This is a genomic window from Streptomyces sp. NPDC104367 (assembly GCF_055583825.1).
Map to the genome: position 1 here is coordinate 1 of NZ_JBVJND010000057.1, position 18,801 is coordinate 18,801.

Sequence of the window (18,801 nt, forward strand, 5' to 3'; positions counted from 1 at the left end):
ACCTGGTCGCTGGCCGGACTGGAGCTGGGCGCCCCGGTGCTCACCGAGGAGAGCCGGGCCGCCAACTTCACCAACGAACTCGGCCTCGACGGCACGGTCCGCTACCTGCGGAACGTGATGGGGCTGTGGCTGCTCCAGGAGTGCCTGCGGGCCTGGGGCAACCCGGACCTGACCGATCTGCTGCGGGAGGCGGCCCGGGTTCCGGCGCTGCGCTCGGTGGTGGACGCGGGGGACAGCACGTTTCTCGCGCCGGGGCGGATGCCGGAGCGGATCGCCGACGCCTGCCGGGCCTCCGGGCAGTCGGTGCCCGAGACGCGGCCCGAGATCACCCGCTGCATCATCGACTCCCTGGCCCTGGCCCACCGCCGGGCGATCCGGGACGCCCAGCGGCTGGCCGACCGGCCGGTGGACGTGGTGCACATCGCGGGCGGCGGCACCCGCAACACCCTGCTCTGCCAGCTCACCGCCGACGCGTGCGGGCTGCCGGTGGTGGCCGGGCCGGCCGAGGCCGCCGCGCTGGGCAACGTGCTCACCCAGGCCCGTGCCCAGGGGGCCGTCGACTCCCTGGCGAGCATGCGCCGGCTCCTGGCGCGTACGCAGCCGCTGCGGACTTACACGCCGTACGGTGATGCCGACGCGTGGGCGGAGGCGGAGGGACGCCTCTGCGCCCCGTAGCGCCGGACGAGCCCTTCCCGCCCGTGGCAACGGGATGCCGTCCGACCGGTTCCGCGGTCGGCCGGACGGCTCCCACCCCATCCATCCATCAACCTCTAGGAGCCGCGATGCGTGTCGCTCTGTTCCTGACCTGCGTCAACGACACGCTCTACCCGGACACCGGTCGTGCCGTGGTGAAACTGCTGACCAGACTCGGCGTGGACGTCGACTTCCCCATGGCCCAGACCTGCTGCGGCCAGGCCCACTACAACACCGGCTACCGCCACGAGGCGGAACCGCTCGCCCGCCACTTCTCCGAGGTCTTCGCGGACTACGAGGCGATCGTCACCCCCTCAGGGTCCTGCGGTGCCATGGTCCGCGAGCTCTACCCGAGGATGGGGGACCGGGCGCGGGCGGAGGGACGTGGCAGCGGCCTGGCGGAGGCGCTGGCCCCCGTCGTGCCGAAGACCTACGAACTCACCGAGTTCCTCGTCGACGTCCTCGGCGTGACCGACGTCGGCGCCTACTACCCGCACACGGTGACCTACCACCCCACCTGCCACGGCCTGCGCGGCCTGGGCCTGGGCGACCGCCCCCGCCGGCTCCTGGAGGCCGTCAAGGGACTGGAACTGGTGGAACTGCCGGGAGCGGAGGAGTGCTGCGGGTTCGGCGGGACCTTCGCCGTGAAGAACCCCGACGTGTCGGCCGCCATGGGTGCCGACAAGGTCCGCAACGCCCAGTCCACCGGTGCCGAGGTCCTGTGCGCGGCCGACAACTCCTGCCTGATGCACATCGGCGGCACCATGACCCGCCTCAGCACCGCCATGCGCCCCGTCCACATCGCCGAGATCCTGGCCGGCACCGAGGAGGAACTCGCCGTATGAGCGGAACGTACCTGGGCATGCCGGCCTTCCCGAAGGCCGCGCACGAAGCCGTCAACAACCCCACCCTGCGCGGCAATCTCCGCCACGCCACCCACACCATCCGCGCCAAACGCGAGACCGCCGTCGCCGAACTCCCCGACTGGGCAGAGCTGCGCGAGGCCGGCAAGCGCATCAAGGACCACACCCTGCGGCATCTGGACCGCTACCTGGTCCAACTGGAGGAGTCCGTCACCGCGGCCGGCGGCACGGTCCACTGGGCCGCCGACGCCGACGAGGCCAACCGCATCGTCACCCGCCTCGTCAAGGAGACGGGCGAGACGGAGGTCGTCAAGGTCAAGTCGATGGCCACGCAGGAGATCGGTCTCAACGAGGCCCTGGAGGCCGAGGGCATCCGCGCCTACGAGACCGACCTCGCCGAACTCATCGTCCAGCTCGGCAAGGACCGCCCCTCCCACATCCTCGTCCCCGCGATCCACCGCAACCGCGGCGAGATCCGCGACATCTTCCGCACCGAGATGAGCGAGTGGGGCCGCCCCGCCCCGGACGGACTGACCGACAGCCCCGCCGAACTCGCCGAGGCGGCCCGTCTGCACCTGCGCGAGAAGTTCCTGCGCGCCAAGGTGGGCATCTCCGGCGCCAACTTCATGGTCGCCGAGACCGGCACCCTCGTCGTCGTCGAGTCCGAGGGCAACGGCCGCATGTGCCTGACCCTGCCCGAGACCCTCATCTCCGTCGTCGGCATCGAGAAGACCGTCCCCACCTGGCAGGACCTCGAAGTCTTCCTCCAGACCCTGCCGCGTTCCTCCACCGCCGAACGCATGAACCCCTACACCTCCACCTGGACCGGCACCACCACGGGCGACGGACCCCGCACCTTCCACCTCGTCCTCCTCGACAACGGCCGCACCGACACCCTCGCCGACACCGTCGGCCGGCAGGCCCTGCGCTGCATCCGCTGCTCCGCCTGCCTCAACGTCTGCCCCGTCTACGAGCGCGCCGGCGGCCACGCCTACGGCTCCGTCTACCCCGGCCCCATCGGCGCCATCCTCACCCCCCAGCTCCGGGGCACCAGCACCGACATCGACGCCTCCCTTCCCTACGCCTCCTCCCTCTGCGGCGCCTGCTACGACGTCTGCCCCGTCGCCATCGACATCCCCGAAGTCCTCGTCCACCTCCGCGAACGCGTCACCCAGGGCGGCGAGACCACCCGCGACGGCAACAAGGTGGTCCTCAAGCCGGCCAAGGGACACGCCGGCGAACGTGCCGCCATGCGCGCGGCCCGCTGGACCCTGACCCGTCCCGCCGCCCTGCGCACCGGCCAGCGCCTCGCCGCCCGCACCCGGCGCCTCCACCCGCGCACCCTCCCCGGGCCCGGCAAGGCCTGGACCGCCACCCGCGACCTCCCCACCCTCCCACCCGAACCCTTCCGCGACTGGTGGCAGCGCACCCACGGCGGAAAGGAAGGCACGAAGTGACCAGCAGGGAGCAGATCCTCGGCCGCGTACGACGCGCACTGGCCGACGTACCGGCCGACGACACGCCGTACGAGCAGGCCGTGCCGCGTGACTACCTGCGCGAGCACGGCGAGCTGACCACCGAGCAGACGGTGGACCTGCTCGCCGAGAACCTCGCCGACTACCGCGCCGTCGTGCACCGCTGCCGTGAGAGCGAACTGGCGGGTGTGATCGGCCGGTTGCTCGACGAGCACGGTTCGAGGAGCGTGGTCGTGCCGGCCGGACTGGACACCGGCTGGCTCACGGCGACCGACGCCGAACAGGTTCAGGACACCGCCGGGAACACCCCGCCCGACCTCGACCGGGTCGCCGGTGTGGTCACCGGCTGCGCGGTCGCCGTCGCCGAGACCGGCACCATCGTGCTCGACGGCGGCCCCGCACAGGGCCGCCGCCGCATCACACTCGTCCCGGACCACCACATCTGTGTCGTGCGGGTCCCGGAGCAGGTCGTCTCCTCCGTGCCCCAGGCCCTCGAACGCCTCGACCCGACGCGCCCGTTGACCTGGATCTCCGGTCCCTCCGCCACCAGCGACATCGAACTCGACCGGGTCGAGGGAGTCCACGGACCACGCACCCTCGAAGTGGTGCTCGTGAGCGGTGGCTGACGGGCCGGCCCGGGCCGGGCACGTCCTCAGAAGTTGTAGTCGTCGACGTTGTCGACGGTGAAGACGGTGGGTTCGCCCAGGTTCACGACCCCGTCGGTCTTGATGGTGGCGAACTCGCCGTCCACGGCCTTGAAGGCCTGTCCCTCCCTGCCGGTGATCTTCCCCGAGGCCAGGGAGGCGGCCGTCCACGCGACGAGCTTGCCGAGTTCGGTGGGATCCCACAGCTCGACGCTCTGGACCGTGCCGTTCTTGAGGTACGGGCGCATGTCGTTGGGCGTGCCCAGGCCCGTCAGCCGGACCTTGCCCTTGTAGGGGGATTCCGAGAGGTACTGGGCGGCGGCCTTCACGCCGATGGTGGTCGGGGAGATGATCCCCTTGAGGTTCGGGTACCGCTTCAGCAGACTCCCGGTCAGCTGGTAGGACTTGGTGGCGTTGTCGTCACCGTAGGCGACCGTGACCAGCTTGATCTTCGTGTAGCGGGGATCGGTCTTGAGGTCTTCCCGCATGGACTTGATCCAGGTGTTCTGGTTCGTCGCGCTCTTGCCGGCGGACAGGATCGCGATGTCCCCCTTGTAGTCGATCTGCTGCGCGAGCGACTGGACCAGCTTGAAGGTGAGCGCGTCGGTGTCGGCGGGGGAGACGAAGACGTTGCGGCACTCCGGGCGGGTGTCGGAGTCGTACGTGATCACGGCTATGCCGTTGTCCATCGCCTGCTTGAGCGCGCCGCACAGGGCGTCGGGATCCTGCGCGGAGACGGCGATCACGTCGACCCCGTCCGCGGTGAGTTGCTTGATGTAGTCGACCTGTCCGGAGGTGTCGGTGCTCGACTTGGTGCCGACTTCCTCGAACGTCGAGCCGAGTTTCGTGACGACCGCCTTGCCGCCGCTGCTGGCGGCCTCGAGATAGAGATTGCCGCCCAGTTGCTTGGGGACGAAGGCTATCTTCAGCCCCTTCTTGATATGGGCCAGCGGGTACGCTCTCTCCGCCGTCGTGGGGTTGGTGGGGTCTTCACTCCCGGGATTGTCGCTGGAGCTTCCGCACGCGGTGGCGAGCAGCGTCAGCGGGAGAACGACGGCGAGTGTCGATCCCGCTCGGCGGGAAATGGACTTGCGCAAAGGACTTCTCTTTACCTGGTCTGGGAAGTGGTGCGGAGTGCCCCCGGGCGTTTTCCTGACGGCGGCCTCGGAGGCACCTCGGGGTCGAAGCGGGACGCGATCGTGCGCGGAGGGATCTCCCGTGCGGCACGGGCTCAGGGATGTCCGGGCAAGGACACCGAGGTCTTTCGGTGCCGGTTTCGGAGCCGTCGCCTCGTTTCCCCCGGCTCAACGGTGATGAGCGGTGCGGGGGGCGGATCCGGGATTCGCGTCCGGCGTCCGTGCACGCCGAGGGCAATTGCCGGTGCAACCGGTCATGCCGGTCCGTCAGGCGGCGACGGCGGGCAAGCGTGTGAAGCAGGGCGCGGAGCCCGGGCGGCTCGGTCCGGCCTGCGGCAACCTGTCTGTGGTGACACGTTGAATGCTTTCAACTTGCATGGATCGGGACACTAAGCGCTTACACAGGGTCAGTCAACCGCCCTGTACCTGCTGATTTCTTCGTGTTGGCCGTCTGTTCGTCGCGTATGAATCGATTCATAAGATGTGACCGGACGGTAGCAACGGTCGAACGCGTCCGCACGGACGGCGGTTTCCCCACGTGACGGGACACGTCCCCGGGCGTCACGCTGCGTCCCGCTCCGTGTCGTCCGCCGTCTCCCCGTGGTGGCCGGCCGCCCGACCGTGAGGCGTCCGGGAGAACCTCGTCTTTGCTCGCGTACCTGGTGCCGTGCGGGGTTCTCCCGGGCGCTGGGCTGAGTGATGCCGGCAATGGCCCGCACCCGTGTCGTCGGTGGGCCTGCGCGTCCGCTGGAATTGAACCGTTCAATTCCTCAACTCCTCCGCCGGGGAGGCGCGGTTCGGTGGCGTGGGTTCCGAAAAGGCGTCCGTGCACATGGGTTGACCCTGGCGGGCGGCCTATCTACTGTCGTCACCCATCCCGCAGTGAACGTTCGCGGGCCGAATCGCTTCTTTGTTGAATCGATTCAAATCTGTCGGCAGTGCAGCCGACGACAAGAAAGGCATGCTCATGTTGAGCCTTGTGAGACCCTCGCTGAGACATCGCGTGGGCAGCGTGCTCCCGCTTTCCCTGGCGCTGTTGGGAGCCCTCGGCCTCGGCGTCACCGTCCCGGGGAGCACGGCGGAAGCGGCTCCGCGGCAGACCACGCCCTCGGCCCTGGGCCAGCGGCTGACCGCCGCCAACTTCGCCGACCCCGCCGCCGCGGACCGCCCCTGGGTCCGCTGGACCCTCGCTCCCGGCGCCTCCACCGCCGAACTCCGGAGCGAACTGCGGGACATGGCCGCCGCCGGAATCGCCGGTGCCGAGATCGGCCAGGGATCCTTCCCCGCCACCGACCAGCTCGCCGCGCTGTACCGCACGGCCAACTCCCTCGGCATCACGCTGAGCCTGTCGCACGGTCCGGTCAGCGCTCCGGACGGGTTCTCCGTCGACGACGACCAGGCGCGCAAGCAGCTCGCCTACGGAGCGTCGGTCGTCAAGGGCGGCGCCGCGTTCTCGGGCGCGCTGCCCAAGCCGTCCACGGCCAACCGCACCACGCTCGTCTCCGTGCTGGCCTTCAAGTGCGACGGCACCTGCTCCACCAGCGCGCAGACCGGCCTCGACAAGGACTCGGCCGTCGACCTCACCAGCCGGGTGAAGAACCGGGACACCGCCGGGATCGAGGGCGGCACCACCAGCGGCACCCTCGACTGGACGGCACCGGCCGGCGCCGACTGGGAGGTCCTGGCCTTCTGGAGCGTCGGGGTCCAGGCCCAGCCCGACCTGCTGACCAAGGCGGGCACCAAGGTCCTGACCAGCAACATGGACAAGCAGTTCAAGTCCATCAAGGGGCTGATGAGGAAGAACGGGGGAGACCTCTTCTACGACTCCCACACCGCGGACCGCGGCAGCCCCACGGACACGTGGAGCAACACCATGGCGGCCGACTTCAAGCACGCCGCCGGCTACTCCATCACGGACTACCTTCCCCTGCTGGTGAACCTTCCCACCAGCGGATTCGGCGCGGCCACGCCCGCGTTCCAGTTCGACACCAAGACGTCGAAGAAGTTCCGCAACGACTTCTACCAGGTGCGCACCGACCTCTGGCTCGACAACCAGGTGCTGCCCCTGAAGAAGTGGGCGAAGAAGAACTACGGCCAGGCGGTGCGCCTTCAGCCCTACGGCGACAACGGCGCCGCGGTCGACTCGATCCAGGCCGCCGCCAACCTCGACCGGCCCGAGACCGAGACCCTGTGGTTCGGTGACGAGGTGGACAACTACCTGCCCGAGGCGTCCGCGAACCACATGACCGGTACCAAGTGGTACTCGATCGAGGGCTCGGCGGCCCTGAACCAGGCCTACGCGCAGACGCTCCAGGACCAGGTCATCCGCATGAACAAGGCCTACGCGGGCGGTGTGACCAAGCTCGTCTACCACACGTACCCGTCCGACACCGAGTCCTCCTCGGTCTGGCCCGGCTACTCCCTGTTCCCGTCGAGCTTCTCCGGCTCGTGGGGCCCGCGCAACCCCGACTGGGCGTCCGACGCCAAGGCCTACAACGACTACTTCGCCCGCAACCAGCTCGTCCTCACCCAGGGACAGGCCAGGACCGACGTCGCGGTGTACATGCAGAACTACGTGTACCCGCAGCCGTACACCCAGGGGAACCTCCAGTACTGGTCGGACCCGGCGCTGGCGGAGAGCGGCTACACCCGGGACTACGTCGACCCCACCCTGCTCGACCTGCCCAACGCGAAGGTGCGCAACGGACGGCTGGCCACCGACGGCCCCGCCTACAAGGCACTGGTCCTCGACAGCAGCCAGCTGCCCACCGCCGCGGCCTCACGCGACAGCATCCCGGTGGCCACCGCCCGCAAGATCCTCGGCTACGCCAGGGCCGGTCTCCCCGTGATCGTCGTGGGCACGGCTCCCGGTTCGGTCCCCGGCCTGGACGCCAAGGGCGACAAGGCCCTCCAGCCGGTGATCGCCGCACTGCTCAAGCAGCGCTCCGTGCACGTGGTGAAGAACGAGGCGGCGGTCCCCGCCCTCCTCGACGACCTGGGCGTCCAGCCCTCGGCCGAGCCCGCCACCGCCGGTCCGCTCGTCTCCGTGCACCGCTCCGACGCGGACACCGACTTCTACTGGCTGTACAACCAGGGCTCGGTCACCAACGACAGCGAGCCGGCCACCCTCTTCGACCCCGACACCCAGGCCAAGGCGGTCGACACCGACGTCACCCTCCAGGGCCACGGCACGCCCTACCTGCTCAACACCTGGACCGGCGCCGTCACGCCCATCGCCCAGTACACCACCCACCGCGACAGTGTCACCGTGCACGTGTCACTCGCCGGCGACGCCACCGAGGTCGTCGCCCTGACCACCGACCCGAGCCGCCTCACCGGCAAGCACTCCCGCGGCGGCGCCACCCCGCACGTCGTCTCGACCACGGCGGACGCCGCCACCGTCCGCTCCGACGGCAGCCTCGCCGTGGAGGCGGCCGAGGCGGGCACCTACACCACCCGCCTGAGCGACGGCCGTACCGTCAGGACGACCGTCCCCGCGGCGGGTCCGGCCGTCGACCTCACCACCCGGTCGTGGAGCCTGGACGTCCAGGACTGGCAGCCCTCCGCCGCCTACGGAACCACCGGCGCGGCAGCGGTCGGCACCAGCAAGAAGACGGTGCACGTCGACCTCGACAAGCTCACCGCCTGGACCGGGATACCCGAGCTGAAGAACACCTCCGGCGTCGGCACCTACACCACGACGGTGACGCTGCCCGCGACCTGGAACAGCAACACCGGTGCCCGGATCAGCCTCGGCGAGGTCACCGACTCCTACACCCTCACCGTCAACGGCACCCGGGTGCCCACGCCCGACCAGCTCAGCAACACCGCCGACATCGGCCGGTACCTGCACGCCGGGAAGAACACACTGAGCGTCCGGGTCTCGACCACCCTCATCAACCGGCTCCGTACCCTCTCCACCGCCCTGTCCGGCCGCTCCGCCCAGGCCAACGGACTCGTCGGCCCCGTCACCCTCACCCCCTACACCGTCACCAAGGTCGGCTGACGGCCCCGGCTCACGGACACTCACCCGGTCCGGCGACGCGGTAGCCGACCGTGGGCGTCGTGGTGATCAGCGGAGGGCTGCCGAGCTTGCGCCGGAGCCTGCCGACGGTCACCGCGACGGTGTTCGTGAACGGGTCGGCGTTCTCGTCCCGCACCTGTTCCAGCAGCGCCTCCGCGCTGAGGGCGGCCGGGCTCGCCCGCAGCAGGGCGGTGAGGACCTCGAACTCCTTGACCGAGAGGTCGAGCCGTCGCCCGTCCCGGGCGGCGGTGCGCTGGACCGGGTCCAGCTCGACGCCCGCGGCCCGCAGAGTGCGGCCGCGGGCGTACGGGCGTCTGCGGGCCAGCGAGCGCGGCCGGAGCACGAGTTCGGGAAAGCGCAACGGCTTGACCAGGTGGTCGTCGGCGCCCAGGGGCAGCCCGGCGACACGGTCGGCCGGGGTGTCCGCGGCGGTCAGCATCGGCACCATGGGCCGCTCGTCCCGGTCGGTGACCATCCGGCACAGCGTGTCGCCGTGCACCCCCGGCAGATCCCGGTCCAGCACCACCGCGTCGTACGCGCTGGTGTCCAGCTTGGCCGCGCCCTCCAGCCCGTCGTAGGCGACATCCACCGCCATCCCCTGGTCGCGCAGCCCCTCGGCGAGCACGTCGGCGAGCGACCTGGCGTCCTCCACCACGAGCACCCTCACGCAGGCACCTCCGCGCCGTCCGCCCCGGACAGCGTCACCGTGGCCCGCTGGCCGCCCTCGGCGCGGGCCCGCAGATCGAGGGTGCCGCCGTGCGCGTCGACGACCGCCGCGACGATCGAGAGCCCGAGGCCCGCCCCCGCGCCGCCCCCGGTCCGCTCGGGGCCCGGCCGCCGGAACGCCGGGTCAGCCCGGCCACCTGATCGGAGGTCAGCACGGGCCCGCCGTTCTCCACGACCAGCGGCAAGCCGGTCCACCTGGTCCGGTTCGGTCCTGACACGGCGCGCCACGGTCCGGGTCTGCTCGGGCACCGGGCCCGGTTTGGCGAGCGCCACGTCCACCGAGGCCCGCATGGCCGCCAGCGGCGTGCGCAACTCGTGCGAGGCGTCGGCGACGAAGCGCCGCTGCGCGGCGAACGCCCGCTCCAGCCGCTCCAGCAACGCGTCGATCGTGTCACCGAGCCCACGGAGTTCGTTCTGCGGGCCGGACACCGCGAGCCGTTCGTGCAGACTGTCGGCGGAGATCCGGCGGCTGGCCGCCGTCATCGCGCGCAGCGGACGCAGCACGCGCCCGGCGGCGTACCACCCGGGCGCCACCGACAGCAGCCCCTCCACCGGCTCGGCGCTCTACCTCACCCTCGTCGCCCTGCTGGCCCTCGGTGCGGCGACCGCGGTCCGGGACGACGCGGTGGCGACGGGCACGGTGCTCGGGCTGCTGTACCTCTTCCCGCTCCTCGCCCACGTGGTCGCCGACCCGCGGTTGCTCCGGCATCTCGACCAGATCGGCCCGATGCCGGCGGGGCTCGCCGTCCAGGCGACGACGGACCTGGGCGACCTCCCCATCGGCCCGTGGGCGGGCCTGGGCGTACTCGCCCTGTGGACGGCGACCGCGCTCCTCGCCGGCGCCACCCTCCTCAACCTGCGAGACGCCTGACCGACCACCACGACCGACGGACCCCTACGACCGCCCACCGCGACGGAGCGTCCCGGCTGACCGCCAGGACCGACCGCCCCGGCGCTCCTCGCCCGAGGACCGTTCCCGGCTCTCAGGCCTCCGCGCACCCGCAGCTGGCGCGCAGGGTCAGGGACACCGGGAGCAGGATCGACTCGGGCGGCCGGCCGCGGTCTTCGAGGCGCTTGGCCAGCAGGTCGACGGCGAGGTCGCCCAGCCGCTGCATCGGCTGGCGGACCGTGGTCAGCGAGGGGCGGACCATCCGGCCCAGCGGGATGCCGTCGAACCCGGTGACCGCCACGTCCTGCGGCACCCGGACCCCGTTGGCCGTCAGCTCCTCCATACCGCCGACCGCCATCTGGTCGTTGGCGAAGAGCAGCGCCCGCGGGAGTCCGCCGGGCCGGAACGCGAGGCGCTTGACGGCCTCACGGCCGTCCTGCCTCGTCAGGCCCCGCCGTATGTCGGGCTCCTCGGGCACGGGCAGCCCGGCCTCGTCGAGGGCGGCCCGGTACCCGTGGAACCGGGCCTCGGCGTCCGGCGAGTCGGCGGGGCCGCCCACGAAGGCGAGCGCGGTCAGCCCGTGCGCCTCGATCAGGTGCCGGGTCAGTTCGCGCTGGCCCTCGAAGTTCGCGACCTCGACGTGGTCCAGCCCCTGGATCTCCGGCGGGCCGGCCAGCACCACCACCGGCAGGCGCCGGGCGTAGACCTCCAGATCGGCGGCCTCCGCGGTGCGGTCCATCACGGCGAACCCGTCCACCTGGCCGGCCAGCCGCCCCAGCTGGTCCGGCGGGCCGCCGGTCACCGACGCCGAGATCAGCAGGGAGTAGCCGAGCCGCCGGGCGGCGCGTTCCATGCCGCGGATGACCTGGTCGGCGTAGAGGACCTGCGCGTCGTCGTCGTCCCCGGTGGTGTTCTCGGTCTCGGGGTCGGAGTAGTCGGGGAAGCACAGGCCGAGCACCCCGGTGGTCCGGCTGGCCAGACCGCGGGCGCTGCCGCTGGGCACGTAACCGAGCTCCCGGGCGGCGGCCAGCACGCGGTCCCGGGTCTCGGGCCGCACGGTGTCGGGCGTGCGGTAGACCCGGGAGACCGTGGCGATGGAGACGCCGGCCTGCTCGGCGACGTCGTACACCGTGGGGGTGCTCACGCGCTGCACCTGCCGTTCCTGATGTATGCGCTGTCATTGCGTGTGGTCAGAGTACCGCCGACGAAGCCCACGGTGTGTGTCCCCCTCCTGCGGTCGCCGCTCGGCAGGGGACCGCCCGTCTGTCCGATCTCCGCATGTCACCGCAGGTCGCACGCGACTTGAAGGGCGTCGCGGGCGGGCCTGCGGGGTGTGCCGAGATGGCGCAGGCGTCAGATTACAGGTGTGCCCGCGCTGTTCGGGAGCGTGTGTGACGAGGGCGGCAGCGCGAACACCGGGTCCGCGGCCGGGGGGCGGGGTGCGGTCGGCGGTGCCGGCCGGGCGGGTGCGGGGTGCGCCGGGGGAGGGGCGGGAGGGGGTTCCGTCCGGGTGGGGCGTGCTCCGTGCCCGTGATGCCGGCGTGTGCCCGGTGTGCCGTCGGCGCGGCCGGGGCCGGGGCCGGACGGGGGTCCGCTCCTGCGCCCGCACCTCCGCGATCGGAGAAACGCGCAGGTGGGGTGCGGAACGATGGCTGTCGTACCCGGTGATTTTGGGGGCCGGTCGGTGGCGGTGGCGGTGTCTCCGGGCGGGGTGTGGCGGTGTCGCGCGGGGCTGTGGTGGTGCCTGTAACAGGGGTGTCGTACGACGGAAATCAGCGCGCTGTCCGTTATCTCCGAATCCTTGTGACGTCCATCTCTTGTAAGCGGCGAATGTATGCGCTTACACTCCGGACGCAGCCTGGGCCCCCGCAGACCAGGCCGTTCCTCACAAAGAGGACCTCGATGAGGAGGTTTTTTCATCAGATGAAGCGCGCATCCCGGTCCCGGGTCTCCCGGACCCGACTCGCCGCCGCCCTCGGTGTGGCGGCCCTGTTCGTCACCAGCGCATGTACGGCCGACGTATCGGCGTCGGGGTCAGGCTCCTCGGCCGCCTCCGGCACCCTGCTCGTAGGCGGTGACAACGGTTCGCCCACGTTCACGCGGAACTTCAACCCGTTCTCCGCGAACAAGCGCAACCTCACGACGTACATGTACGAGCCGCTGGCGGTGGTGAACAACCTCGACGGCAAGGCCACCCCGTTCCTCGCCTCGTCGATCGAGCAGCCGGACACCAGCACCGTCGTCTACCACGTCCGTGAGGGCGTCAAGTGGTCCGACGGCAAGGCGTTCAGCGCCGAGGACGTGCGCTACACGTTCGAGCTGATGAAGAAGTACCCGGCACTGGACACGCTGGGCGCCTGGCAGCACATCAAGTCGCTCGCGGTGGACGGCCAGAAGGTCACCTTCCACCTGAAGACGGCGGACGCGCCGGCGGCCCAGGTCCTGGACCAGGTGCTGATCGTCCCGCAGCACATCTGGCAGGACGTGAAGAACCCGGCCACCTGGACCAACCCGAACCCCGTGGTCACCGGCCCCTTCACGCTCGACACCTTCACGCCCAACCAGTACACGCTGAAGAAGAACGCCACGTACTGGCAGGCCGACAAGGTCGAGGTCAAGAAGATCGTGGCGCCCGCCGCCAACTCCAACCTCGACATCGTGAACAACGGCTACGACTGGGCCTACACGTTCATGAGCGACGTCGACGTCACCTGGGTCAAGGCGGACGAGGAGCACAACAGCTACTGGTACCCGCCGGGCGGCACCGTCGCCCTGATGCCCAACCTCACCAAGGCGCCCTTCAACGACGTCGACTTCCGCAAGGGACTGTCGTACGCGCTGGACCGCGACAAGATCGCCGACAAGGCCGAGCAGGGCTACGTCAAGGCCGCCGGACAGAACGGCCTGCTGCTGCCCAACTACAAGGACTGGCTGAACTCGTCCATAGCGGACGACGGCAAGATCGAGCAGAACACCTCCAAGGCGCTCGCCGCGTTCGCCAAGGCCGGGTACAAGAAGAGCGGCGGCAAGCTCGTCGACTCCTCCGGCAAGCAGGTCGAGCTCACCATCACCACCGCCAACGGCTGGAGCGACTACCTGCGCGCCGTGCAGGTCGTCCGGCAGGAACTCACCGACCTGGGCATCAAGGTCACCCTGAACCAGCCGCAGGCCGCCGCCTACCAGGAGACCATGCAGAACGGCGACTTCGACCTGCTCGTGGGCAACTTCGGCGGCAGCGGCTCGCTCTACCAGGACTACAACAACCTGCTCAACTCCGGCTTCAAGCAGCCCGTCGGCACCGGCACCTCCGCCAACTTCGAGCGCTACGGCGACGACACCACCGACGCCCTGCTCCAGAAGCTCAAGGCGACCACCGACACCGCCGAGCAGAAGCGGATCGTCGGCGAACTCCAGAAGGTCGTCTACGACCAGGTCCCCGTGCTCTCCCTGTTCTACGGCGGACTGTGGGGCCTCAGCAGCGACAAGAACTTCACCGGCTGGCCCACGGAGAAGAACCCCTACGCATCCCTCATGACCTGGGGTTCCACCCCGCTGCTCGTCCTGACGCACCTCCAGCGCGCCAAGTGACCCTGATCTGACACGGAGAACCCATGCGGTACGCGCTGCGCAAATTCGGGCTGCTGCTCCTGACGCTGTGGGCTGCCATCACCGTCAATTTCCTCCTGCCCCGGCTGATGCCCGGTTCCCCCGCGGACGCGGCCGTCGCCAAGCTCTCCCAGAGCGGCCCGGTGTCCCCAGCGACCCGGGCCGCCATCGAGGCCCAGCTCGGCGTTCCCGGCGGCAGTTGGTGGCACCAGTACACCGACTACCTGAACAACACGGTCCACTTCCGGTTCGGCGTCTCCTACAGCTACTTCCCGGAGTCCGTCTCCGGACTGGTGTCCGGCGCCCTGCCCTGGACCCTGGTGATGGTCGGCCTGGTCACCGTGCTGGCCTTCGTCATCGGCTCGCTGATCGGGGTCGCCGCCGCCTGGAAGCGGGGCACCTGGATGGACTCGCTGCCCACCCTGTCCGGCAGCTTCCTGTCCGCCTTCCCCTACTTCTGGACGGCCCTGCTGGTGCTGTTCTTCCTCGGCTACGTCCAGGGCTGGTTCCCGACGTCCGGCGCCTACTCGGCCGGCGCCCTGCCCAACTGGTCGCTGTCGTTCGTCGGGGACGCCCTCGAACACGCCTGGCTGCCCGCGCTGACCATCCTGGTCACCTCGGTCGGCGGCTGGATCCTCGGCATGCGCAACACCATGATCGGCACCCTGGGCGAGGACTACGTGACCTTCGCCGAGGCCAACGGCCTGCACGGGCGGACCGTGGCGCTGCGCTACGCCGCCCGCAACGCCCTGCTGCCCAACCTCACCGGCTTCGGCCTGGCCCTGGGCGGCGTGGTCGGCGGCTCCCTCCTGGTGGAGCAGGTCTTCCACTACCCGGGCGTCGGCTACCTCCTCTACAACGCGGTCACCAACCACGACTACCCGCTCATGCAGGCCCTGTTCCTGATGATCACGGTCAGCGTGCTCATCGCCAACTTCGTCGTGGACGTGCTCTACGGCGTCCTCGACCCCAGGACGAGGCGGTGACCGGCATGACCACCGACATCCCGACGGACCAGCAGCAGAAGACTCCCACCATGTCCGAGACCCCGCCCTCCGCCTACCGGCGCCCCAACCCGCTGCGTGTCGCGGGCCGTTCGTTCGCGACGGTCTGGCAGAACGGCAAGGCCCGGGTCGGCCTCGTCATCCTCGCGGTGTTCGTGCTGATCGCCGTGTTCGCCCCGGTGCTGGCCCCCTACGACCCGCACGACAACGACTTCGCCCGCAACATGGGCGGCAGCGGCGCCCACCTCCTCGGCACCACCGGCGCCGGCGAGGACGTCCTGTCCCAGCTCCTGTACGGCGCCCGGGTGTCCATCACCGTCGGCCTGGTGGCCGGCGGACTGTCCACCCTGGTCGCCGTCGTGGTCGGCCTCAGCTGGGGCTACCTGCGCGGCTGGACGGGCGACGTCGTCAACTTCGTCGTCAACCTGTTCCTGGTCGTCCCCGGCATGCCCCTGATGATCATCATCGCGGCCTACCTCCAGGACGGCGGTCTGCCGATGATCGTCCTGGTCGTCGTCATCACCGGATGGGCCTGGGGCGCCCGGGTGCTGCGCGCCCAGACCCAGTCCCTGCGCTCCCGCGACTTCGTCACCGCCGCCCTGTTCAGCGGGGAGAGCGCGACCCGCGTGGTGTTCCGGGAGATCCTCCCGAACATGACCTCGATGATCGCCGGGTCCTTCTTCGGCGCGGCGACCGCCGCCGTGCTCGCCGAGTCGGGCCTGTCCTTCCTCGGCCTCGGCGACCCGGGCACCGTCAGCTGGGGCTCGATGCTCTACTGGGCGCAGAACTCCAACGCCCTGCTCACCGGCCAGTGGGTGGTGCTCTTCGCCCCCGGTCTGTGCGTGGCCCTGCTCGCCACCGCGATGACCCTCGTCAACTTCGGGGTGGACGGCCTGAGCAACCCCCGCCTCAGGGAAGGAGCCGGCCGATGAGCCTGCTGGAGGTCGACGACCTGACCGTCGTCTACGAACCCCGGGGCGCCACGCCCACCCGTGCCGTCAAGAACGCCACGTTCCGCATCGAGCAGGGCGAGTTCGTCGGCCTGGTGGGGGAGTCCGGGTCGGGCAAGTCCACCCTCGGCTTCGCCCTGACCCGGCTGGCCAAGCCGCCGGCCCGGATCGAGCACGGCCGCATCCTCTTCGACGGCACCGACATCGCACGCCTCGACGCCGAGGACCTGCGCAGGCAGCGCCACGGCGGCTTCGCGATGGTGCTCCAGTCCGGCATGAACGCCCTCAACCCGGTGCGCACCATCGCCCACCACTTCGGGGACGTCTTCGCCGCGCACGGCCATGTGCCCCGCGCCCGCCGCCGCGCCCGCGCCGCCGAACTCCTCGACCGGGTCGAACTGCCCGCCTCCGTCCTGGACCGCTACCCGGGCGAACTCTCCGGCGGCATGCGCCAGCGCGTCTCCATCGCCCTGGCCCTCTCGCTGGAGCCCCGGCTGATGGTCTTCGACGAGCCCACCACCGCACTCGATGTGATGGTGCAGCACGCCGTCATGCGCACCATCCGCGAACTCCAGGCCGCGGAGGGCTTCACCGCCGTCCTCATCAGCCACGACCTCGGCGTGGTCCTGGAGTCCACCGAGCGCGTGATGGTGATGAAGGACGGCGAGATCGTCGAGGACGGCACCTCCCGCCAGATCTTCGAGGACCCCCGCCACCCCTACACCCGCATGCTGCTCGGCCACTACGCCGACCCGCGCGCCGAGGTCGTCGAACTGCCCGGCCTCGCCGTCCGCGGGACCGCACCCGGCACGACGGACACGGCGACCGCACCCGCGCGGGAGCAGGCCGCCCCGCCCGCCGTACCGGAGGGCCGCGACGCGACCGACGGCACCGGCCCGGCCACCGCCGCCGAGACGTCCGGGGCCGCCTCCGCCCAGCACGGCCCCCGGGGTACCCGGAGCACCGGCGGGCGCCTGCGGCGCGCCGCCCAGCAGGCCGTCGTCGTGGACCAGGTCACCAAGACCTACCCGCCGCCGCGCCGCGGCGAGGCCCCGGTCACCGCGGTCGGGGACGTGTCGTTCCGGCTGGAGCCCGGCCAGGCCATGGCACTCGTCGGCCAGTCCGGCTCCGGGAAGTCCACCATCGCCAAGCTGATCACCGGCGTGGAGCGGCCCAGCAGCGGCACCGTCCGCTTCGGCGACCTCGACATCGGCACCCTGCGCCGACGCGGCCTCAAGCAGCTCCACACCGACGTGCAGATGGTCTTCCAGGACCCCTACGCGGCCCTGAACCCGCTGCACACCGTCGAGTACACGCTGACCAGGCCGGTCGTGAACTTCACCGGCCTCAAGGGCGCCGACGCCCGGCGCCGGGTCCTCGAACTGCTCGACGTGGTCGGTCTCAACCCGGTGGAGCGGTTCGCCGCCAAGCTGCCGCACGAACTCTCCGGCGGCCAGCGCCAGCGCGTGGTCATCGCCCGCGCCCTGGCCGGCGACCCCCAGGTCCTCATCGCGGACGAACCGGTCTCCATGCTGGACGTCTCGCTGCGCGCCGGGGTGCTCGCCCTCCTGGAGGACCTGCGCGTCCAGTTCGGCGTGTCGCTGCTCTACATCACCCACGACCTGCTCTCGGCCCGCGTCATCACCGACCGGATCATGGTGCTGCACCAGGGCCGGGTCGTGGAGTCCGGCGACACCGCGCAGGTGCTGCGCTTCCCCCAGGACGACTACACCACCCGGCTGCTCGACTCCATCCCGCAGCCCGCCCGGCGCTTCGCCGAAAGCGGCAGCGGCAGCGGCAGTGGTAGCAGCGGCGGCAGCGCGGCGCCGGCCGACAGGGGTGGCCGATGACCGCGCCCGTCCCCGGCACCCCGTTCTCCGTCCTGCCCGTACCGGACGGCGTCGAGGTCCTCGGCCTGCCGCTGCCGGCCGGCGTGCTGACCGCGCTGCGCGCCCGGCCCGCCGGACCCGCCCGCGGCGTCGCGCTCCTGGTGCCCGGGTTCACCGGCTCCAAGGAGGACTTCCTCGACCTGCTGCCGCTGCTCGCCCGGCACGGCTGGGACGCCTGGGCGTACAGCCAGCGCGGCCAGGGCGACTCGGCCGGGCCGGTGGGCGAGGAGCACTACACCCGGGACCACTTCGCGGCCGACGCCGTCGCCGTGACCCGTACGGTCCTCGCCGCGACCGGCGCCGACCGGGTCCACCTGCTCGGCCACAGCTTCGGCGGCACCGTCGCCCAGGCCGCCGTACTCGCCGAACCCGGCCTGTTCGCCGACCTGACCCTGCTGTGCTCCGGACCGCACGGCTGGCCCGGCCGCAAGGCCGCGGAGGAGTCCCGGCTGCGGGCCGCCGCGGGGCGCGTCGACCTGTGGAGCCTGGACAACCCGGAGCGGGCGGTCCGCGCCGACCGGGACCCCGGCTTCCTCGACCCGCTGGAACGCTTCCTGCGCGAACGCTCCCTGCACACCCCGGTCGACCAGCTGCTCGGCGCCATCGCCGTGCTGGCCGACCCCACCGACCACACCGAGGCGCTCGCCGCCACCGGTGTACCGGTGCTCGTCGCGCACGGCGTCGACGACGACACCGCCTGGCCCCAGACCTGGCAGCGCCGCTCGGCGCGCCTGCTCGGCGGCCGCTACGAAGTCATCCCGGACGCCGGGCACCTGCCCAACTCCGAGAACCCGCGGGTCACAGCCGACCTGCTGGACGACTTCTGGACCCGCTGAGCCGGGACCACCCAGACCGGGTGCGGTGGCGGCACGCGTCCTGACCCGCGTTCCGCCACCGCATCC

Annotated in this window: 15 protein-coding genes; 11 read left to right on the forward strand and 4 right to left on the reverse strand. The window is 71.1% G+C overall.

The annotated features are described in order from the left end of the window. The 4 genes from ACZ619_RS43915 to ACZ619_RS43930 form a co-directional block, all read left to right on the forward strand. A partial coding sequence (locus ACZ619_RS43915) for an FGGY-family carbohydrate kinase (protein ID WP_469611580.1) occupies nucleotides 1–675 on the forward strand: 675 nt, incomplete at its 5' end. 107 nt (nucleotides 676–782) lie between these two features. Further along, on the forward strand, nucleotides 783–1,538 hold the full coding sequence (locus ACZ619_RS43920) for a (Fe-S)-binding protein (protein WP_469611581.1): 756 nt from the start codon (nucleotides 783–785) through the stop codon (nucleotides 1,536–1,538). Then, a complete protein-coding gene (locus ACZ619_RS43925) occupies nucleotides 1,535–3,013 on the forward strand; it encodes a lactate utilization protein B (protein WP_469611582.1) in 1,479 nt (492 codons plus the stop codon). The genes ACZ619_RS43920 and ACZ619_RS43925 overlap by 4 nt, the downstream gene beginning before the upstream one ends. Then, the gene (locus tag ACZ619_RS43930) at nucleotides 3,010–3,657 is read left to right on the forward strand and encodes a LutC/YkgG family protein (RefSeq protein WP_469611583.1); all 648 of its coding nucleotides are present in this window, start codon (nucleotides 3,010–3,012) and stop codon (nucleotides 3,655–3,657) included. Before ACZ619_RS43925 ends, ACZ619_RS43930 begins: the two co-directional genes overlap by 4 nt. Before the next feature lie 26 nt (nucleotides 3,658–3,683). On the opposite strand, the gene rhaS is transcribed toward ACZ619_RS43930, so the two are convergent. Then, complete coding sequence (rhaS, locus tag ACZ619_RS43935) at nucleotides 3,684–4,772, reverse strand: rhamnose ABC transporter substrate-binding protein (protein WP_469611584.1); 1,089 nt, start codon at nucleotides 4,770–4,772, stop codon at nucleotides 3,684–3,686. A 1,051-nt stretch (nucleotides 4,773–5,823) separates the two neighbouring features. On the opposite strand from rhaS, the gene ACZ619_RS43940 reads away from it, so the two are divergent. Continuing rightward, nucleotides 5,824–8,817: a glycosyl hydrolase gene (locus tag ACZ619_RS43940; RefSeq protein ID WP_469611585.1), complete on the forward strand. Its 2,994-nt coding sequence runs from the start codon at nucleotides 5,824–5,826 to the stop codon at nucleotides 8,815–8,817. 10 nt (nucleotides 8,818–8,827) lie between these two features. Here ACZ619_RS43940 and ACZ619_RS43945 read toward each other — a convergent pair whose 3' ends face one another. Beyond that, on the reverse strand, nucleotides 8,828–9,502 hold the full coding sequence (locus ACZ619_RS43945; protein ID WP_469611586.1) for a response regulator transcription factor: 675 nt from the start codon (nucleotides 9,500–9,502) through the stop codon (nucleotides 8,828–8,830). After that, a complete protein-coding gene (locus ACZ619_RS43950) occupies nucleotides 9,499–10,044 on the reverse strand; it encodes a histidine kinase dimerization/phospho-acceptor domain-containing protein (protein ID WP_469611605.1) in 546 nt (181 codons plus the stop codon). The genes ACZ619_RS43945 and ACZ619_RS43950 overlap by 4 nt, the downstream gene beginning before the upstream one ends. Here ACZ619_RS43950 and ACZ619_RS43955 point away from each other — a divergent pair. Next, nucleotides 9,950–10,432 carry a hypothetical protein gene (locus tag ACZ619_RS43955; protein WP_469611607.1) on the forward strand — a complete coding sequence of 161 codons (483 nt, stop codon included), beginning with the start codon at nucleotides 9,950–9,952 and terminating at the stop codon, nucleotides 10,430–10,432. The two genes, ACZ619_RS43950 and ACZ619_RS43955, sit on opposite strands and share 95 nt — an antisense overlap. 112 nt (nucleotides 10,433–10,544) lie before the next feature. Here the strand turns inward: ACZ619_RS43955 and ACZ619_RS43960 are convergent, their stop codons facing one another. Then, nucleotides 10,545–11,594, reverse strand: coding sequence for a LacI family DNA-binding transcriptional regulator (locus ACZ619_RS43960; protein ID WP_469611587.1), 1,050 nt, complete (start codon nucleotides 11,592–11,594; stop codon nucleotides 10,545–10,547). Between the two features lie 779 nt (nucleotides 11,595–12,373). Here ACZ619_RS43960 and ACZ619_RS43965 point away from each other — a divergent pair. From ACZ619_RS43965 to ACZ619_RS43985, 5 genes are read left to right on the forward strand one after another with little or no spacing between them, the layout of a single operon-like run. After that, nucleotides 12,374–14,038, forward strand: coding sequence for an ABC transporter substrate-binding protein (locus ACZ619_RS43965; protein WP_469611588.1), 1,665 nt, complete (start codon nucleotides 12,374–12,376; stop codon nucleotides 14,036–14,038). Nucleotides 14,039–14,061: 23 nt separating this feature from the next. Next, nucleotides 14,062–15,042: an ABC transporter permease gene (locus ACZ619_RS43970; RefSeq protein WP_469611589.1), complete on the forward strand. Its 981-nt coding sequence runs from the start codon at nucleotides 14,062–14,064 to the stop codon at nucleotides 15,040–15,042. A 5-nt stretch (nucleotides 15,043–15,047) separates the two neighbouring features. Further along, nucleotides 15,048–15,992 (forward strand): ABC transporter permease, encoded by a 945-nt coding sequence (locus ACZ619_RS43975; RefSeq protein ID WP_469611590.1) that lies wholly within the window; start codon nucleotides 15,048–15,050, stop codon nucleotides 15,990–15,992. After that, on the forward strand, nucleotides 15,989–17,860 hold the full coding sequence (locus tag ACZ619_RS43980; RefSeq protein WP_469611591.1) for an ABC transporter ATP-binding protein: 1,872 nt from the start codon (nucleotides 15,989–15,991) through the stop codon (nucleotides 17,858–17,860). The genes ACZ619_RS43975 and ACZ619_RS43980 overlap by 4 nt, the downstream gene beginning before the upstream one ends. Then, entirely contained in the window at nucleotides 17,857–18,735 is an 879-nt protein-coding gene (locus ACZ619_RS43985; protein WP_469611592.1) for an alpha/beta fold hydrolase, read from the forward strand. The genes ACZ619_RS43980 and ACZ619_RS43985 overlap by 4 nt, the downstream gene beginning before the upstream one ends. The last annotated feature ends 66 nt before the right edge of the window (nucleotides 18,736–18,801 follow it).

What these genes read in the sequence shown, in the direction of transcription:
- ACZ619_RS43965 (WP_469611588.1), top strand. Translation starts at nt 12,374, where the DNA reads ATGAAGCGCGCATCCCGGTCCCGGGTCTCCCGGACCCGACTCGCCGCC.
- ACZ619_RS43980 (WP_469611591.1), top strand. Translation starts at nt 15,989, where the DNA reads ATGAGCCTGCTGGAGGTCGACGACCTGACCGTCGTCTACGAACCCCGG.
- ACZ619_RS43970 (WP_469611589.1), top strand. Translation starts at nt 14,062, where the DNA reads ATGCGGTACGCGCTGCGCAAATTCGGGCTGCTGCTCCTGACGCTGTGG.
- ACZ619_RS43985 (WP_469611592.1), top strand. Translation starts at nt 17,857, where the DNA reads ATGACCGCGCCCGTCCCCGGCACCCCGTTCTCCGTCCTGCCCGTACCG.
- ACZ619_RS43950 (WP_469611605.1), bottom strand. Translation starts at nt 10,044, where the DNA reads ATGACGGCGGCCAGCCGCCGGATCTCCGCCGACAGTCTGCACGAACGG.
- ACZ619_RS43920 (WP_469611581.1), top strand. Translation starts at nt 783, where the DNA reads ATGCGTGTCGCTCTGTTCCTGACCTGCGTCAACGACACGCTCTACCCG.
- ACZ619_RS43925 (WP_469611582.1), top strand. Translation starts at nt 1,535, where the DNA reads ATGAGCGGAACGTACCTGGGCATGCCGGCCTTCCCGAAGGCCGCGCAC.
- ACZ619_RS43975 (WP_469611590.1), top strand. Translation starts at nt 15,048, where the DNA reads ATGACCACCGACATCCCGACGGACCAGCAGCAGAAGACTCCCACCATG.